This is a genomic window from Candidatus Dormiibacterota bacterium (assembly GCA_036495095.1).
GTDB lineage: Bacteria > Chloroflexota > Dormibacteria > Aeolococcales > Aeolococcaceae > CF-96.
Genome location: DASXNK010000142.1, coordinates 1 through 16,602 on the forward strand (window position 1 = coordinate 1; position 16,602 = coordinate 16,602).

Annotated in this window: 13 protein-coding genes; all 13 read right to left on the bottom strand. The window is 73.2% G+C overall.

The window, feature by feature from the left end:
• On the bottom strand, positions 1–390 hold a 390-nt coding region (locus VGL20_14385), incomplete at its 3' end, for a response regulator transcription factor (protein HEY2704870.1).
• On the bottom strand, positions 387–1,850 hold the full coding sequence (locus VGL20_14390; GenBank protein HEY2704871.1) for a glycosyl hydrolase family 18 protein: 1,464 nt from the start codon (positions 1,848–1,850) through the stop codon (positions 387–389). The genes VGL20_14385 and VGL20_14390, both read right to left, overlap by 4 nt.
• Positions 1,851–1,862: 12 nt before the next feature.
• The gene (locus tag VGL20_14395) at positions 1,863–3,083 is read right to left on the bottom strand and encodes a hypothetical protein (protein HEY2704872.1); all 1,221 of its coding nucleotides are present in this window, start codon (positions 3,081–3,083) and stop codon (positions 1,863–1,865) included.
• Between the two features lie 13 nt (positions 3,084–3,096).
• The gene (locus VGL20_14400) at positions 3,097–4,569 is read right to left on the bottom strand and encodes a CopD family protein (protein ID HEY2704873.1); all 1,473 of its coding nucleotides are present in this window, start codon (positions 4,567–4,569) and stop codon (positions 3,097–3,099) included.
• A gap of 31 nt (positions 4,570–4,600) precedes the next feature.
• Positions 4,601–5,923 (bottom strand): hypothetical protein, encoded by a 1,323-nt coding sequence (locus tag VGL20_14405; GenBank protein HEY2704874.1) that lies wholly within the window; start codon positions 5,921–5,923, stop codon positions 4,601–4,603.
• Between the two features lie 20 nt (positions 5,924–5,943).
• A complete protein-coding gene (locus VGL20_14410) occupies positions 5,944–6,990 on the bottom strand; it encodes an ABC transporter ATP-binding protein (protein ID HEY2704875.1) in 1,047 nt (348 codons plus the stop codon).
• Entirely contained in the window at positions 6,990–8,864 is a 1,875-nt protein-coding gene (locus VGL20_14415) for an ATP-binding cassette domain-containing protein (protein HEY2704876.1), read from the bottom strand. The genes VGL20_14410 and VGL20_14415 overlap by 1 nt, the downstream gene beginning before the upstream one ends.
• A 10-nt stretch (positions 8,865–8,874) precedes the next feature.
• Positions 8,875–9,756, bottom strand: coding sequence for a branched-chain amino acid ABC transporter permease (locus tag VGL20_14420; protein HEY2704877.1), 882 nt, complete (start codon positions 9,754–9,756; stop codon positions 8,875–8,877).
• 137 nt (positions 9,757–9,893) lie between these two features.
• Positions 9,894–11,423 (bottom strand): ABC transporter substrate-binding protein, encoded by a 1,530-nt coding sequence (locus VGL20_14425; GenBank protein ID HEY2704878.1) that lies wholly within the window; start codon positions 11,421–11,423, stop codon positions 9,894–9,896.
• A gap of 382 nt (positions 11,424–11,805) precedes the next feature.
• Positions 11,806–12,828 carry a 2Fe-2S iron-sulfur cluster-binding protein gene (locus tag VGL20_14430; GenBank protein ID HEY2704879.1) on the bottom strand — a complete coding sequence of 341 codons (1,023 nt, stop codon included), beginning with the start codon at positions 12,826–12,828 and terminating at the stop codon, positions 11,806–11,808.
• A gap of 10 nt (positions 12,829–12,838) precedes the next feature.
• Positions 12,839–13,180: an MmoB/DmpM family protein gene (locus VGL20_14435; GenBank protein HEY2704880.1), complete on the bottom strand. Its 342-nt coding sequence runs from the start codon at positions 13,178–13,180 to the stop codon at positions 12,839–12,841.
• Entirely contained in the window at positions 13,177–14,256 is a 1,080-nt protein-coding gene (locus VGL20_14440; protein ID HEY2704881.1) for a monooxygenase, read from the bottom strand. The genes VGL20_14435 and VGL20_14440 overlap by 4 nt, the downstream gene beginning before the upstream one ends.
• A gap of 104 nt (positions 14,257–14,360) precedes the next feature.
• Positions 14,361–16,598, bottom strand: a complete 2,238-nt coding sequence (locus VGL20_14445) for a molybdopterin-dependent oxidoreductase (protein HEY2704882.1) — start codon at positions 16,596–16,598, stop codon at positions 14,361–14,363.
• Positions 16,599–16,602: the final 4 nt, after the last annotated feature.

Here is a 16,602-nt window from a genome sequence, read left to right on the forward strand (position 1 = left end):
GATGTGGCCCTGCTTGGCCCAGTCCAGCGCCTCGAGAAGGGCGCCCCCGCCGGCCTCCTTGAGGACGAACCCGCGCGCCCCGATGGCGAGCGCGCGGCGGAGGATGCGCGCGCTCGGGAACGAGGTGAGCACGATCACCTCCAGCGGCGGCTCGCGCAGCCGGGCCTCGCGAATGATGTCGATCCCCGAGCCGCCCTTCAGCTGCATGTCGGCGATCAGCAGGGTGGTGGTCTCGGGCAGCGTGCTCATCCGCATCCGCGCCTCGGTCAGGCTGCTCGCCTCCGCGACCACGCGGAACCGCCCCGTGCCCTCGAGGAAGCTGCGCACCCCCACCCGGACGACCGCGTGGTCGTCGACGACGAAGACGTCGGTCCGTTCCTCGGTGGTCATGACGCGTGAACCTCGACGTGGGGCATGGGGCCGGGCGACGGCAGCGGCACCAGCGGCGGCGGCGCCGGAGCGGGCACCGGCGCGGGCGGCGGCGGCGCCGGCCGCGGCGGTGCGGTGGGAGCGGCGGGAGCGCGCCGCTGCGGGGGGGCGGCGGCCACCACCGGCGGCGCCGTCGCGGCCGGGGTCGGCGCCGGGCCGAGGGCGAGCTTGACCGGCGCGGCGTGGCCGAGCACGGCGCGGGCCATGGCGGGGTCGTTGCCGTCCATCCCCAGCGCCCAGATGCCCACCCCGCGGAGGTGCGCGGCGTCGGCGAGCTCGGCCTTCATCGCGATCGACTGCGGGTCCTCGTAGTAGGCGAGGTGCCACTGGCCCGACGCCTCCTGCCAGGAGGTCCACGGCGCCGCGGTGACCGGGTCCCAGTAGCGGGGGTGGCCGGCGGTGGCGAGCTCCGCGTAGGTCACCGGCTTCGACGGACCCGACGCGGGGGCGGCGTGGTCGCCGCTCGCGGTCGGCCAGTCGACGCCGTAGAAGGGCATGCCGAGGATCACCTTCCCCGGCCCCGCGGCGGCCGCGTAGGCCGCCACCGCCGCGCCGTCGTTGCTCGGCGCCCCGCGGAGTGGTGCGACGGCCGAGGGGTTGTCGCCCTGCATGTTGTAGGCCATGACGAAGAAGGCGTCGACGGCCGGGGCGATGCGGGCGACGTCGAAGTACCCGGCGGTGTCGCTCGCCGAGTTGGCGTAGGTGTCGACGGTCACCTGCCAGCGCGGGTTGGCGGCGTGGAGCGCGTTCGCCACCGCCACGGTGAAGCCGGCGAAGGCGCCGCGGTCCTGGTTGCCGATGCCCTCGAGGTCGAGGTTCACACCGTCCATCCGCCGGGCGGTGACGGCGTCGACGAGCTCGTGGCTCAGCCGTGCCGGGGCGCCGGGGTCGTTGACCAGGCTGTGCAGGGTGGCGGCGTCGAACTGCTTGGCGGTGAGCACCACCCCGGCACCGGCACCGTGGGCGCGGTCGACCAGCCCGGTGAGCGCGGCGCTCTGGTAGCCGTCCCAGCCGTCGCCGCCGCGGAGCAGCGAGCCGTCGCCGTTGACGTCCACGCCGAAGTAGGCGACGGTGGTGAGCGCGCGCAGCGGGTAGCCCCCCGCGGCGCCCAGGTTCCAGTACGGGGCGAAGCCGAAGATCTCGTGCGGGTGCAGGGCGTGCTCGGCGTAGCCGCTGGCGGGGAGCGCCACCGCCTGCCCCGGCGGCGGCGGCGGCGCGCTGCGGGGGACGCCCGCGGGGGCGCCGGGGGCGGCGGGCCGGAGCAGGCTCAGGGAGTGCGGGGCGGCGGCGGAGGGGAGGGCGCGGTGCGGTGTCGCCGCGCAGAGCCCGGCGCCGGCGGCGACCAGCGCCACCACGGCGAGGGCGTTGCGCCGTCGCGCCGGCAGCATGGCGATACGGCGGGACAGGGCACGGACCACCATCCCCTCCCCTCCTCAGGCCGGCAGTCGCAGCTGGCGGGCGACGTAGATGGCGAGGTCGGGACGCAGCGCCATCACCCGCACCGGCAGGCCGCCGACCCTGGTCTCGATCTCGACGTAGCCGGCGCGGTAGAGGATCTCCGACGGCTGGCCGTTGCCGATGTCGATCTTGAAGCCGCCCCGCCCGGTCCACGGCGAGCCCAGGCTGGCGTCGAGCGGCTGCTCGACCACGATCTGCTCGCCGTTGCCCACGAAGTTCTGGACGTAGTACAGCACCGGCGGCGAGTCCGGCCCGAGCTGATGGCCGACGTTGGCGGCGAGGTCGAGGTGGAAACCCCCCGGGGTCTGGACCAGCAGCGCCTTGGCCGCGCCCCGCGGCGGCCCGTCGATGATCTCGTCGGGGATCTGCTCGGCCGAGTCGGGGAGCAGCACCTTCGCCGGCCGGAAGGCGTCGGGGCCGAAGCTCGGCGACCGGTCCACCTTCACCGCCTCGGCGGTGCGCACCGTCTTGCCGGCGAAGACGATCACCTCACGGAGCATGACGTCGTCGGCGGTGACGCAGGAGTCGACCGTGGCCTGGTTGTCGGCGGAGCCGATCGGCTGGCTGCCGAACTGGTCGTACACGTAATGGATGCAGTGCTCGCCGAGCACCGTCGACCCGCCCTTGCGGGTCGCCTTGCCGGCCCCGACGGCGGCGTCGAGCGCGGGCTGAGAGATCAGGCCGCCGAGAATCGCGGGCGCGTGCGGGGTCGTGAACCCGTCGCCGCTGCCGCCGAGGGTCACCGTGTTGGTGCGGGTGACGATGCTGCCGGAGAGCACCGCGCCCCCGGGGGGCGGCCCGGCACGGTGCTCGAGACGCACGTCGAACGGACGCTTCACCGCCAGGTAGTCGGTCTGCACCCTGGTCTCCGGGCCGGCGCTGTCCTCGACGTGATAGCTGACCGTGAAGGTCTGCGCCGGCTGCACCGCGGGCGGCGGCGGCACCTCGGCGGCACTGTTGCCGCCGCCCCGGCCGCGGACGGCGAGGAGGCCCAGCGAGGCCACCAGCACGAGCAGGGTGGCGCCCACGACCAGCGCGATGCCGAGCACGCGCCGCGACCGCGGTGGCGCCGCCGCGGCGGTGCGGGTGGCGCCGGTGGCCACCGGCCGGTGTCCGTTGGTCGACCCCACCACGGGGAGGGCGCGATCCGTCCTGGATGCGCCCTTGACACTCCACGAGCTGCGTCGTCTCGGCACCTGCTCCCTTCCCCTACTGGCACCCGGAGCCGAACAGCCCGGGCTCAACCACATTCTGCACATCTCCGGGGAGGGCGCGGCCGTTGAACAGCGGGGGCAGCTGGGTCTCGCCGAGCACGGCGGCGAGCACCAGCACACCGAGCAGCAGCACCGCCTCGGCGATCACCACCCGGCGCAGCGACAGCACCGTCGGCCCCGCACGCCGTCCCCGTCGCGCCGCCTCCGGCAGCTCCTGCTCGCGGCGGTGGGCGGCGACCATGCGGTTGTTCACCAGGCCGAAGATCAGGGCGAGGGCGACCCCGGTCACCTTGAAGCCCGCCACCACCCCGTAGCCGGTGCACCAGAGCGCGTTGAGGTTGGAGAGCAACCGCACCAGGATGATCAGCCCGGTGGCGACGAGGACCCCGGCGGTCACGGTCATCACCCGCGAGAAGCGGCTCACCGCCGCCCAGATCTGCGCCGCGTCGCCGCCGGGGAACACCACCACCAGCAGCGCCAGCAGGCCGCCCGCCCAGAAGGCGGTGAGCAGGATGTGGCTCATCATCATCGGGATGTAGAGCCACTCCGGGCTGGCGCTGCCGGTGCCGACGTGGGTGCCGGCGACGAACGCGCCCGCCAGCGCCAGGGCGAGGACGGCGAGCACCACCGGCAGCCGGTCGAGGGCCCGGGCGTCGCGGCCGCGGCGCACGATCAGCATCACCACGCCGACGAGGCCGAGCCAGAGCAGCGCCTTCACCCCCCAGAGGGCGCCGATCGACGAGGCGACGATCCGCGAGGTGCCCACGCCGATGAGCAGCTCGCTGAGCCGCTCGGCGTTGAGCCAGAGCAGCACCGGCATCAGCACCGCGGAGGCCGCACCGGCGACGAGGAGCGCCCGCCAGGCCCTGCCGGCGGGCAGCGGCGGACCGGCCGCGGTGGCGAGCACCGGGCGGCTGCGCCAGAGCAGCGCGCCGAGGAGGACGATGCCGAGCACCGCGTAGAGGAGGACGATCTCCACCGACCGCGCCGCCTCGATGAGCCCGGTGAGCCCGGCGGCGCCACCGCCGCTCTCGAAGCTGCCCACCCGGCGCGCGGCCTGGCTGATGTCGCTCTGCAGCGCCGCCGCGGTCTGCGGGGTGCGCACCGCGAAGTAGTACTGGCCGACCACGGGGTGGGCGTCGAGGCCGACCGCCACCCAGGTGACCAGGAGCACGCCGGCGGCGGTGGGCTTCAGCCGGGCGACGATGGTCTCGTCGTCCTGGAAGGCCGGGGGGCCGGCGAGTGCCGATCCCTGGTCGCCCTCGACGGTGAGCCGGAAGAGCGAGCGGTCGACCGGCTCGTTGTACCTGAGCAGCACCTGGGACTGCGGCCCCGTCACCGTCGACGAGGGTGCGGGGAGCACCGCCAGGATCCGGGCGTGGGCCTGGGCATGGAGGGGGAGCGCGAGCAGCAGCCCGGCCGCCACCACGGTGGCGGCCAGGCCACGGCCCAGCCAGACGATGCGCATCCGCGCTCCGACCGTTCCGTGCGCTCTCAGCTCACCTCACGGACGTGGGGACCGGCGGCGCCGCCGGCAGCATCCGGAGGACGTCGGTCAGGGTCCGCTCCGCCGCATCGGACGGTGTCGCGGCACCCGGCGCCGCGCTGACCCCCAGCGCCGACGAGGGCACCGGCTGCTTGCCGCCGGGCGCCCCCGGGAGGCCCGGGAGGGCGGGCGGGAAGGGCTGCTTGCTGCAGCCGTTCTGGGTGCAGTGGTCCGGCGGGAAGGTCGGCGGGTTGGGGCCGGGCGGGGGCGCCGCCTGGCTGAAGGGGGCGGGCTGGGCGACCAGGTCGCAGGGGCCGAGGCCGGCACGGACGTGCTCCTCGACGCGGCCGAGCTCGAGGGCGCCCGCCGAGGTGGTCTTGCCCCGGGTCGCCTTGGGAGCCAGCCGGGCCTGGATGCCCGCACCCTTGATGTCGAGGTGGCCGCCACTGACCGCGGCGCTGCCGGGCTGGAGCTGGAAGTCGGCCTGGCCGATGCCGGCGGCCTCCAGCGCCTGGGAGAACTTCTGCTGCTGCTCGTTGAACGCCTTGCGCTGGGCCTCGCCCGGGCTGGCGGTGCCGCCCTGGACGCTGAAGCCGTCGCCGCTGAAGCTGTAGACGGAGGCGTTGGCGTTGCGCACGCCGTGGAAGTCGAGCTTCCAGGTGCCCACCGCGCCCTCGGGGGTGCCGTCCATGCTCCACTTGATCTCGGAGCGGAGGAAGTCGATGTGCAGCGCGCCGATGTTGATGTCATACCCGGTGGCGACCTCGCTGCCGCCGACGGTCTTGCCGTCGTAGGTGACGTCGGAGTGGGCCAGGCTCTGGCCGCCGTTGGCGTTGGCGCCCTCGGGGGTGCCGAGCACCAGGGCGCGGGCGTCGGACACCGCCTTGCGCGGCTCCGCGTAGGCGGTGGTGTGGGCGAAGGGGCCGTCGTCGTGCTGGTCGGCGGTGCGGCCGTTGACGGGCGGCGGCCAGTAGGCGTTCGCTCCGGTCGGGTTGGCCGGGTAGACGCCCGAGGTGCCGAGCACGATCTCGCCGGCATAGCCCTCGTAGTACTCGGTCGCCAGCGCGCGCGAATCCGGCTGCGCGGTGATCGCGGCCGAGCTGTAGGGACCCCCGGCGAGGTTCTGGTAGGGGATCTCCAGGATCCCGGCGATCACCAGCGCGTTGCCGTCGGCGTAGTAGTCGGTGAGGCACTGCGGCCCTTCGCTCACCGGCCCCGCGTCGATCGCCTCCGACGCCCGTGCGTAGCGCGCGCCCGCGGTCGCCAGCATGCTGCCGGCCACCGTCAGGACCAGCGCCGTGCGGGCGACGCGCCCCCGGCTCCTCCGCCTGCCCATGGAATCCCCTCCTAGCTTCATCACCGTCCCTCGCCCGTTGCCACTGCTGCTGGGCTCTTCGCCCCTGCTGCCCGCTGACCCGCCGTCTTGGCATGGGCCATGTAACCGTTCTCCTCCAGCCAGCTCGCCGCCTGCTGCGAGGGGCCGTGGAACTTGACCCGGCCGCGCTCGAGCACGTGGATCGTGTCCGCGGCCTTGAGCAGGACCCCGATGTACTGCTCGACGAGCACGATGATCCGGCCCTCGTCGGCGATCGACCGGACCGTGCCGACCAGGTCGGCGACGATCCGCGGGGCCAGGCCGAGCGACAGCTCGTCGAAGAGGATCACCCGCGCGCCGGTGACCAGCGCGCGCCCGATCGACACCATCCGCTGCTCGCCGCCCGAGAGCCGGAAGGACGGGACCTTCTCGCGCTCCTTGAGGCGGGGGAACATGGTGAAGATCTTCTCGACGCGGTCGTTGACCTCGGCCTTGTCGAGCCCCCAGCCGCCCACGGTGAGGTTCTCCCGCACCGACAGCGAGGGGAAGACGCGCCGGCGCTCGGCGACGTACACGATGCCCGCCTGGCCACGCCGGTGGGCGGGCCAGCCGGTGATGTCGCGGCCGTCGAGGTCGACGCTGCCGCCCTGGGTCCTGACCAGGCCGGCGATGCCGGAGAGCAGGCTGGTCTTGCCCGCCCCGTTGGCGCCGATGACGCCGACCACCTGGCCCGGGGGACAGTCGAGGCTGACGCCCCGCACCGCCGGCACCGGGCCGTAGAAGACCTTGAGATCACGGACCGTCAGCCCGGTGCCCTCGACCGCCGCCCTCGCCGGCGGGGACGGGGGCGCCGCAGCGCCGGCCGGCACCGCGGTCTGGGCCTGCGACTGCGCCACCGGCGCTGCCGCCGCCTGCGGCTGGGACCTGGCCCACTCCAGGCGCCCCTCGGGCACCTGTGGCGCCGAGTAGTCGCGGCGCTGCACCGCGGGCATCGACGGGGCCGGCTGCGCCGGCTGGGCCGGCTGCCCCCCCGGAGGGGTGCGCAGCGAGAAGCCCGGGTCGGTCTCGATGGAGTTGTCGTCGCTCATCACGCGGTCACCAGCTCGCCCAGGTAGACACGCCGCACCTGCTCCTCTTGCATCACGCTCTCGAGCGGTCCCTGCACCAGCAGGTGACCGTCCTCCATCACCATCAGGTGCTGGGCGATCGAGGTGATGAACTTGAGGTCGTGCTCGATCGCGAGCAGCCCCCAGCCCTCCTTCGCCTGCAGCCCGATGAGCACCTCGACCAGCCGCTCGGCCTCCTCGTCCTCGAGGCCGCTCACCGGCTCGTCGAGCATCAGCACCTGGGGTCGCACCGAGAGCGCGCGGATCAGCTCCACCTCGCGGCGCACGCCGAAGGGGAGCGCGATCACCGGCACCTCGCGCATCGCGCCGAGCCCGAAGTGGTCGAGCAGCCAGTCGATCCGCTCGACGCGCTCCGGGGAGCCGCCGCCGTACCCGCAGACCACGTTCTGCCCGACGGTGAGGATGTCGGCGAGGCGGGGCTGCTGGAAGGTCCGGCGCACACCCATGCGGGCCCGTGCGAACGGCGGCCGTCCGCTGATGTCCTCGCCGCCGAGGAGCACCGTCCCCTCGCACGGGACGAAGCCCGTCAGCGCGTTGAACAGGGTGGTCTTGCCGGCCCCGTTGGCGCCGACGATCCCGACCCGCTCGCCGGGGCCCACCCGCACGCTGACACCGTCCACCGCGGTGACCCCGCCGAACCGCACGGTGATCTGGCGACCCTCGAGCGCCGCCGCCCCCGAGACGGTGGTGCGCGGCGCCACCGGGGGCGGGGCGACGGTGGTCAGGTCGCTGAGCCGCACCGGGGAGGTGCCGGCGCCGTTCGCGCCGTTGACCGCCACCCCGGTGAGCTCCATCTCGGAGCCGTCCGGCTCGGCCGGCGTCCTGCCGCGCACCCGGTCCGCAAGCGAGCGGAGGGCGACACCGAGCCGGTCGCGGTGCCGGCCGAGCAGCAGGGCGACGAGCAGGATCGTCCCGGAGAGGAAGTTCGGCGAGGGACTGATGCCGAAGTGCTCCAGGGTGATCGGGAGGCCGACGAACGCGATCGCGACCAGCACGATCGACGAGAGGTCGCGCATCCCGCTGGCGATCGGGATGGCGAGGAAGATGACCGAGAAGATGATGCCGAAGCTGAACGGCGACGGCGGGGTGCCGTTGACGAACGCCGAGAGGCAGCCGGCCAAGGCGATCAGCAGGCCCGAGACGCCGAAGACGAGCAGCTTGACCGCCCAATTGCGCAGCCCCGTCGCCGAGGCGCCCTCGGGCACGTGCCCGACCAGCACCGCGTGGAAGCCCTGCCGCGACCTCAGCAGGCGGTGCACCCCGTACATGCTGGTGAACACCACCACCGCGGCCACCAGGTAGATGAGGCGCTGGGTGTCGAACCAGCCGCTGAGGTCGGGCTGGTAGACGCTGCGGCCGGCGGCGCCGCCGGTGAGCACCGGGATCGAGAAGATCACCTTCTCGATCCCCACCTGGATCACCAGCGAGGCGACCACGAAGTACAGGCCGGTCACCGCCAGCGAGGCCAGCCCGCCGAGCAGCGAGAGCCCGATCACGCAGACGATCGCGATCGCCAGACCGAGAAGGTGGTGGCCGATCCCGCCCTGCGCGCCGTTGTAGGCGAAGAGGTAGGCGGCGAGGCCGGCCATGCCGGCGCCGTTGAGCGGCAGCTCGCGCAGCGCGGCGATGGGCAGGAAGAGCCCGAGGCCGATGAGCGCGGCCACCACCGACGACGAGCCCGCGTAGAGCAGGTCGTTGGGGAGCAGGAAGAACCCCGCCACGGTGAGCGCGAGCACCACCGTGAGCGGCGAGAACCTCGGCTTGGGAAGGCGCAGGGCGGCGAGGCGCGAGACCGCCCCGCCCGGTGCCACGGCGCCCGTCACTGGTGCGTTCATCTCCCCTTCCTCAGGTCTGCAGGTGCGCCAGGTGGCGCCGCTTGGTGCCCGCGTAGAACACCGCGATGGCCATGATCACCACCGTCCCCAGCTGCTCGGTCCCCGGGGGCATGATGCCGAGGACGCCGCCGCCGAGGATGCCCTCGGTGGTGCCGATGAGCACCCCGCCACCGAAGGCCAGGGCGAAGGACTCGAGCCCGCCGAGGATCGCCCCCGCCAGCGCATACACGGAGACGAACAGCAGCAGGATGGTGTCGAGCAGGGTCCGGTTGCTGATCAGGATCCCGGCCAGCCCGGCCATGCCGCCGGCCATCGCCCACACCCCGATCACGTAGATGCTGAGCGGGATGCCCAGGGTGGCCGCACCCGCCGGGTCGTCGTAGATGGCCCGGACGAAGAGACCGAAGCGGGTGTAGCGGATCATCGCCGTGGCCGCGAGCACCACCGCGAGGGTCACCGCGAAGGTGCCGATCTGGTGCGCGGCGACGAAGGTGAGCGCGAAGTTGAAGCCGCCGGTGCCGAAGGGCGAGACCGGGGCGATCGTGGTCGGGGGCAGGATCCGGTCGACCAGCGCGAAGAGCAGCAGGGTGATGCAGAGCGTGAAGATCATGACGAAGCCCTTGGGCCAGTCGCTCATGAGCAGGTTGCACCAGCCCAGGAACGCTCCGACCGCGGCTCCCACGATCACTGCCGCGACCAGGGAGACGATCACCGGAGCCCCCCATTGGGCGGTCATCCAGTAGAAGACGGTCGCTCCCAGGGCGGCGACTCCCGCCTGTCCCAGGTTGACGACGCGGCTGATGCGGTAGGAGGCGACCATGCCGAAGGCCATCAGCCCGTAGATCGTCCCCAGGAACACGCCGATGATCAGCGCGGAGACGAAGAGCGCCACCGTGAGTTTCTCCTTGTTGGCCGACAGGCCGAAGAGCCGTCGTGGATTGGAGGAGTGAGCCCGGGGGACCCTTGCGTGGAGGTGGAGGCCCCCCGGGCTCGTCGGATTCAGTCAGCCGGCAACGGCCGGTGAGCTGTCTAGGTGTTGACGGGGTCGGGCAGGATGCGCTTCAGGCCGTAGCCCTGGTCGGCATCACCGGTGGTCCACTCGTAGAGGTACTCCCGGTTGAAGGAGTACGGCTCCTGGCCGTGGTCGCCGTGCGGCCATTTCAGGGTCACTCCCATCCCGCTGTCGAAGGACTGCGTCTCCAGCGCCTGGATGAAGCGGGCGCGGGTGAGGTTGGGTCCGAGGGTGCGGGCCACGTCGCCGAAGATCTTGGTGCAGACGATCGTGGACTGGGTGATGTGATGGCCCATCACGTACTTCAGGTGGAAGCCGACGATGTCGAAGCCGGTGTACTTGTTGGTGAGCATCCGCCAGAACTGCAGGCCGGGAAGCGCCTCGTCGGCCGCGGAGTTGCCCTGCGCGCCGGGCACGACCCACGAGGTGATCGTGGTGACGTGGTTCTTGGTGTAGTCACCGAAGATGGGGCCGTACCCCGGGTCGCCGGTGAGGTGGTTCGCGAAGAAGCCCTTGCTGGGGTACCAGTTCTGGCCCTGCGCGTCGTGGAAGAACTTGGCCACGGGAGCCGGCCACGAGAACGAGACGATGGCGTCGGGGTTGGCGACGCGCATCGCCAGCACGTGCTGCGACTCGTCCGGCGAGTCCCACTCCTGACCGACCTTCTGGACGACCTTGATGCCGTGCTGCTGGAAGACCTGGGTGGCCACGTCGGCCGCCGCGATGTCCTCGGAGACGTTCAGGTAGAGGATGCCCACGGTCGCGGGCTTGGTGTTCGTCGAGATCCACTTGGCCACATTGCTCGCCTCGCGCATGCCGTTGGCATGGCAGGGGAACATGTAGGGGTCGGTGTACTCGCTCTTGAACCAGCCCCAGCTCATCCACGGCACCTTGTCCTTGGCGAGGGTGTCGTGGATGACGTCGGTGACGAAGGTCTCGGACGGCACGAACGCGAAGACCTGGCCCTTCAGCTTCTCGTAGCAGGCACGGGCGCGGGTCACGTCGCCGCCGTCGTCGCAGGTCAGCAGGTTGACCTTGCGACCGGCGACGCCACCGGTGTCGTTGATGTACCGGACCACGGCGTCGGTCATGCGCTGGCTGGCCAGGGCGATGGGGGGACCGAGGCTGCGGTTCGCCGATGCGATGTTGATGAGGCCGATGTTGATCGACGTCGCGGTCACGCCCACGTCGGAGGCGAAGTTGGCTCCGGGAGCGGGCGCGGCGGGATTCGGGACCGCCGGCTTGGGCACGACCGGGGCGGGCGGAAGGTTCTTGTTGGCGCCGGCCGCCGGAGCTGCCGGGTTGGCGGCACCCGGCGCTGCGGGGGCGGGATTGGCGGCGCCGGGCGCGGCGGGCGCCGGGTTCGCGCCACTCGGGTTCTGGGCGCCGGTGCCCGGGGCCTGGCCCTGGGACTGGCTGGAGCCCTGCACCGAGGCGTCGGTGCGGGCGGTGCTGGAGCCTCCGCCGCCGCACGCCGCCACCGCGACGACGACGCCGGCCGAGGCGACCCAGAAGCGCGCCTGCCTCGACTTCAATATGTTCCTCATCAGCGTATTCCGCCTCCTTCATCCATCAGCAATTGCTGCACCCGGCCTCGTGCAGTCAGGGTCCAAGCGATCTCTGGGGGCCCTGGCATGGACCCTGTTCGGGTGAATCTCCGCGCGATAAACACGTGCCCTCCGTGGCGCCAGGCGTCCCCTGGGGCGGGGTCGGAATCTCCAACCCGCCCCCACCGACTCCCGATCCGGCAACTGGAGGGAATTCTGAGACAGCCTCTTCGCGAGTCGATACACCCGCAAGCCGCGCCGAACCGTGTTGACGATGACCACCAAAGACGGAGCGGCGGTCGAGAAAGGGGGAGGCGACCGGGGCTGCGGCGACGCTAGCGTGTGGGGTTTTCGCCCGGTGAACCGCGGTTCTTCCGGGCGGTCAGACCGCCGCGTAGAAGCGGTCGAAGAAGATGCGCCCGTCGCGCACGCCCTTGGCCTCGAGCAGCAGCGACGTGCTGTCGCACATCGGCGGATTGCCGCAGAGGTAGACGTCGTACGGGCTGGCGTCGTGGAGGTGGCGCTGGATCGCGTTGGTGACCCTGCCCACCTCGCCGGCCCACCCGTCCCCGGGCACCTCGACGACGGGGAGGTGGGTGAACGAGCGCAGCCGCCGGCCGATCGCCGCGATCTCGCCGGCGAGCACCACCTCCTCGGGGATGCGGGCCCCGAAGTAGAAGTGGAACTCGCGGGGATCGTCGCGCTCGACCGCCTGCTCGAGCATCGACAGGATCGGGGCGATCCCCGAGCCTCCCGCCACCAGCAGCACCGGGTCGGCGCCCTCGCGGAGGTAGCCGACGCCGTAGGGTCCGCGCACCCGCATCGGGCTGCCCCGCTCGAGCCGGTCGATCTGGCCGCTGAAGCGGCCCCCCTGGATGCGCTTGGCGACGAACTCGGTGGTGGGCTGGCGCGACGGGGGGCTGCTGATCGAGTAGGCGCGCCAGTCGTCCTGGCTGCCGGGGACGCCCAGCTGGACGTACTGCCCGGCGTAGAAGTGAAGGGGGCGCTCGAGCTCGAGGCGCAGCCGCCAGAGGTCGCCGCCGAGGTGCTCGACCCCGGCCACCTCCGCGCGGCGCTCCTCGGGCACCAGGTCGGGGAGCATCCGCGGGTCGTTCACCGTCGAGCTCTGGATCTCCAGGTCGCAGAGCGGGATGGCGCAGCAGAGCAGCGCCCAGCCATCCTCGCGCTCGCCGGGAGGCAGCGAGTAGGGCGAGGCGATGCCGAAGTCGACCTCGCCGTCGAGCAGGAGGTACTTGCAGCTCGAGCAGTTGCCGTGGAGGCAGCCGTACTTCAGCCGCACCCCCTGGCGGAGGGCGGCGGCGAGCACGCTCTCGCCGGGGTTGACCTCGAAGCTGCGCCCGTCGGGGGTGAGCTGGACCTGGTGGATCTCGCTGGTCTCGGCCACGGGGGGAGGATCAGCCGGCGGCCGGGCCGGGCGCCTCCGCCTCGTCCCCCTCGAGGTAGCTCATCTCCGAGGTGACCAGGAAGTAGTCGCCGCCGGCGTGGGCGCGGCCCACGAAGGTGGCCATGGTCACCAGCCACTGGCTCAGCTGCAGCGGCCGGCCCAGTGCCTCGGCGACGTCCTCCATCTCGATGCGCAGCTCGCCCTCGCCCTCGATCTTCCAGTAGGTGCCGAAGTCGTGCACCTGAGCGTCGGGATACCGCATCTCCACCACCTCGATGGTGGCGTCGGCCTCCTCGCTCTTCATCAGGCCGAGGGCTACCTTCCGGCGCGGACCCGAGATCATCGTGCTCATGTTCGGGGGACTCCCCCGCCCCCTGCCACTGGCGCCGGCGACAGGCCGAGCGCCTCCAGGAGCTCGCGCTGGCCCTGCAGCACCCCGGCGAGGGCGTCGTCGAAGGTGACCACGTCGATCCGCGCCCGGTCGAAGACGGGGCGCAGCGCGCGGGTGGCCTCGAGCACCGGCGGGGTCCAGGCGTCGATCCACTCCACGATGGTGTCGCGGTTGGCGGCGTGGCCCTCGACCGGCTCGGCGGTGACCATCCGCACCAGCTCCTCGGTGTAGGCGAGGTTGCGGCGGCGGTCGCGCTCGGTGGTGCTGACGATGAAGGGGGTGACCGAGTCGCCCCGGTGGGGGCCGCCCCGGCGCACCAGCTGGCTCATGCTCATGTCGGCGAGGATCGGCGCCACCACCAGGTTGACGGCGACGGCGAGCTCGCCCCAGTCGTCGGTGCTGAGCATCAGCCGCTCGGCGAGGGCGCGGATCGGCTGGTAGATCGGATCGTGGAGCCAGCGCTCCTTGGCGCCCGCGTCCTCGAAGCCCTCGACGCTCTCCTCGAGCGCCATCAGGTACAGCACCGCCGCCTGGGCGTGGCGCATGTGATCGAAGCCCTGGAAGCAGAGCACGTTGCCGAGGGTGTCGGAGAGGGCCTCGCGCGAGCCCACCGCGAAGGCGCGGAAGAGCGCGTACTCGAAGAAGGACCAGATCCGGTAGTGCCCGGCGACGACGTCCTGCAGCCAGGCGGCGTCGACGTCCGCGAACGCGCCGGCGCTGGCGGCGTCCTCGGTGGCCCGCTCGATCGACCGCTCCTGCTCGGCCTGCATCCGCACGTAGGTGCGCTGCCACTGCTGCGCCGGGTCGCGGAAGTCCCACCAGTGGGGATGCACCAGGCGGGTCGACTCCTTCCGCCACGCGGTGCGGTGCTCGGGACCGGGGCCGAGGGTGAACCAGCCCTCGATGTCGAACGCGTCCGGACCCGGCTGGGTGTAGCAGGTGACCGCCTCGTACTCGGAGAGGCGGCGCTTGCGCGGGGTGATGTAGACGTGGTCGCGCGGCTGCTTGCCGAAGGCCGCTCCCGGTCCGGTGCTCATCTGCCCTGTCCTCCTCTGTGCCGCGAGGGTACGTACGCCGCCGAGCGTCCCGCCACCCCCTTTTTCCCCATGCGTGGGAATTCGTCGGACGCGGTCCGCGCCGCTCAGGCGGCGGGCACGGCCTCCACGGTCACGGGCACGCCGTTGAGGACGGCGTTGCCGGAGAGGGGGTCGACCATGCTCCCGTCGACGAGCAGGTTGACGTTGACCCCGGGGTGGGCCGCGGCCACCCGCATCGCGGTGCCCTGGTGGCCCCAGCCGTGGGGGATGCTCACCACCCCGGGCATCACCGCGTCGGTCACCTCCACGGCGATGTCGACACGGCCCACCCGCGAGCCCACCCGGGCGCGGCCGCCGTCGACGAGGCCGCGCTCGCGGGCGTCGTCGGGGTGCACCTGGAGGGTGCACCGCTCCGGGCCGCGCACCAGCACCTCGACGTTGTGCATCCACGAGTTGTTGGACCGGAGGTGGCGGCGGCCCACCAGCACCAGGCCGCCGGCCAGCCGGTCGAGCGACCCGCGCAGCCGCTCGAGGTCGGCGAGCAGCGGCGCCGGAGCCAGCTCCACGGTGCCGGACCCGGTGCGCAGCGCGCCCGGCAGCCGGGGCCGGAGCGGCCCCAGGTCGAGGCCGTGAGGGTGGGCCAGGAGCCGCTCGAGGGTGAGCCCCCCGGGGGCCGCGCCGAAGCCGTCGCCGTAGGGGCCGACCCGCAGGTGGAGGTCGAGCAGCCGCTCCGGGCCGCGCCGCGGCGCCAGCATTCCGAGCAGCTCGGCGGGGTCGCGCCCCTCCACGCGTGAGCCGCGCAGGGTGACCGACCGCTCCACCTCCGCGGCGGCGACGGCATCGTCGAGCGCCTCCACCGGCGCCGCCGCACCCTGGCCGCCGAGGATGGCGCCGAGGCGGAGGAGCACCTCCCACTCGTCGGGGGTGCCCGGCTCCAGCGGCAGCACCGGCGGCGAGTAGTGGGCGACGTTGCGCACCGCCAGCTGCAGCAGCAGCAGGTCGTAGTGGGCGCGCGAGAGCGGCCCCGGCGCGGGCAGCACCACGTCGGCGTGCCGGGTGGTCTCGTTCACGTAGATGTCGACGCCGACCATGAAGTCGAGGCCGGCGAGGGCCCGCTCCAGCCGGCCGGCGTCGGGGTGGCTGAGCACCGGGTTGCCGGCACAGGTGATCAGCGCCCGCACCCGGCCCTCGCCGGGGGTGTCGATCTCCTCGGCGAGGCAGGCGGCGGGCAGCTCGCCGAGCACCTCGGGCAGGCCCCGCACCCGGCTCCGCCAGCGCCCGGTGACGAAGCCGCGCCCGCGGCCGGGCACTCCCACGGTGTTGCGGGCCCCGGCGGCGGCGGCCGGGAACATCGCCCCGCCCTCGCGGTCGAGGTTGCCGGTGAGCGCGTTGAGGACGTCCACCAGCCAGCTCGCCAGGGTGCCGAACTCCTGGGTGCAGGTGCCGATGCGCCCGTAGACGGCCGCGCTCGGCGCCGCGGCGAGCTCGCGGGCGAGCCGGCGGATGGTGGCGGCGTCGACCCGGCAGACCGGGGCCACCGCCTCGGGGGTGAAGGGGGCCAGCGCGGCCCCCACCTCGTCGACCCCGCTGAGGTGGCCGGCGAGCCGCCCCGGCGCCACCAGCCCCTCGGCGAAGAGGGTGCTCGCCATCGCCGCCAGCAGGTGGGCGTCGGTGCCCGGCCGGATGGCGACGTGCTCGTCCGCCGCCTCGGCGGTGCGGCTGCGCCGCGGGTCGACCACCACCAGCCGGCCACCCCGCTCCCGCAGCCGCCGCAGCCGGCCGCGCATGTCGGGCGCGGTCATCAGGCTGCCGTTCGACTCCAGCGGGTTGGCGCCGAGGATCAGCAGGTGCTGGGTGCGGTCGACGTCGGGGACGGGGATGCTCAGCGGCGCGCCGAACATCAGCCCGCTGCTGACGTGCTTGGGCATCTGGTCGAGGGTGCTCGCCGAGTAGATGTTGGGGGTGCCGGCGGCGCGGAGCATGTGCGGGAGGTAGAGGGCGCCGGCGATCCCGTGGGCGTTGGGGTTGCCGGCGTAGACGGCGAGGGCCTGGCGGCCGTGCCCGGCGAGCACCGCGCCCAGGCCCCGCTCCACCTCGGCGAACGCCTCCTCCCAGCCCGCCGGCCGGAGCTCACCGTCGCGGCGCACCAGCGGGGTGCGCACCCGGTCGGGGTCGCGCTCCAGGGCCGACACCCCGACCGCCTTGGGGCAGATGTAGCCGTGGCTGAGGACGTCCTCGCGGTCGCCGCGCACCGAGAGCACCTCGCGATCGCGCAGCGTCAGCTCGAGACCGCAGGTGGCCTCGCAGAGCGGGCAGGTGCGCAGCGCGGTGCGGTCGGGCATACCG

Excerpts from the sequence above, each read along its gene's own strand:
- VGL20_14390 (HEY2704871.1), bottom strand. The coding sequence starts at position 1,850 with ATGGTGGTCCGTGCCCTGTCCCGCCGTATCGCCATGCTGCCGGCGCGA.
- VGL20_14400 (HEY2704873.1), bottom strand. The coding sequence starts at position 4,569 with ATGCGCATCGTCTGGCTGGGCCGTGGCCTGGCCGCCACCGTGGTGGCG.
- VGL20_14405 (HEY2704874.1), bottom strand. The coding sequence starts at position 5,923 with ATGGGCAGGCGGAGGAGCCGGGGGCGCGTCGCCCGCACGGCGCTGGTC.
- VGL20_14410 (HEY2704875.1), bottom strand. The coding sequence starts at position 6,990 with ATGAGCGACGACAACTCCATCGAGACCGACCCGGGCTTCTCGCTGCGC.
- VGL20_14415 (HEY2704876.1), bottom strand. The coding sequence starts at position 8,864 with ATGAACGCACCAGTGACGGGCGCCGTGGCACCGGGCGGGGCGGTCTCG.
- VGL20_14425 (HEY2704878.1), bottom strand. The coding sequence starts at position 11,423 with ATGAGGAACATATTGAAGTCGAGGCAGGCGCGCTTCTGGGTCGCCTCG.
- VGL20_14435 (HEY2704880.1), bottom strand. The coding sequence starts at position 13,180 with ATGAGCACGATGATCTCGGGTCCGCGCCGGAAGGTAGCCCTCGGCCTG.
- VGL20_14440 (HEY2704881.1), bottom strand. The coding sequence starts at position 14,256 with ATGAGCACCGGACCGGGAGCGGCCTTCGGCAAGCAGCCGCGCGACCAC.
- VGL20_14445 (HEY2704882.1), bottom strand. The coding sequence starts at position 16,598 with ATGCCCGACCGCACCGCGCTGCGCACCTGCCCGCTCTGCGAGGCCACC.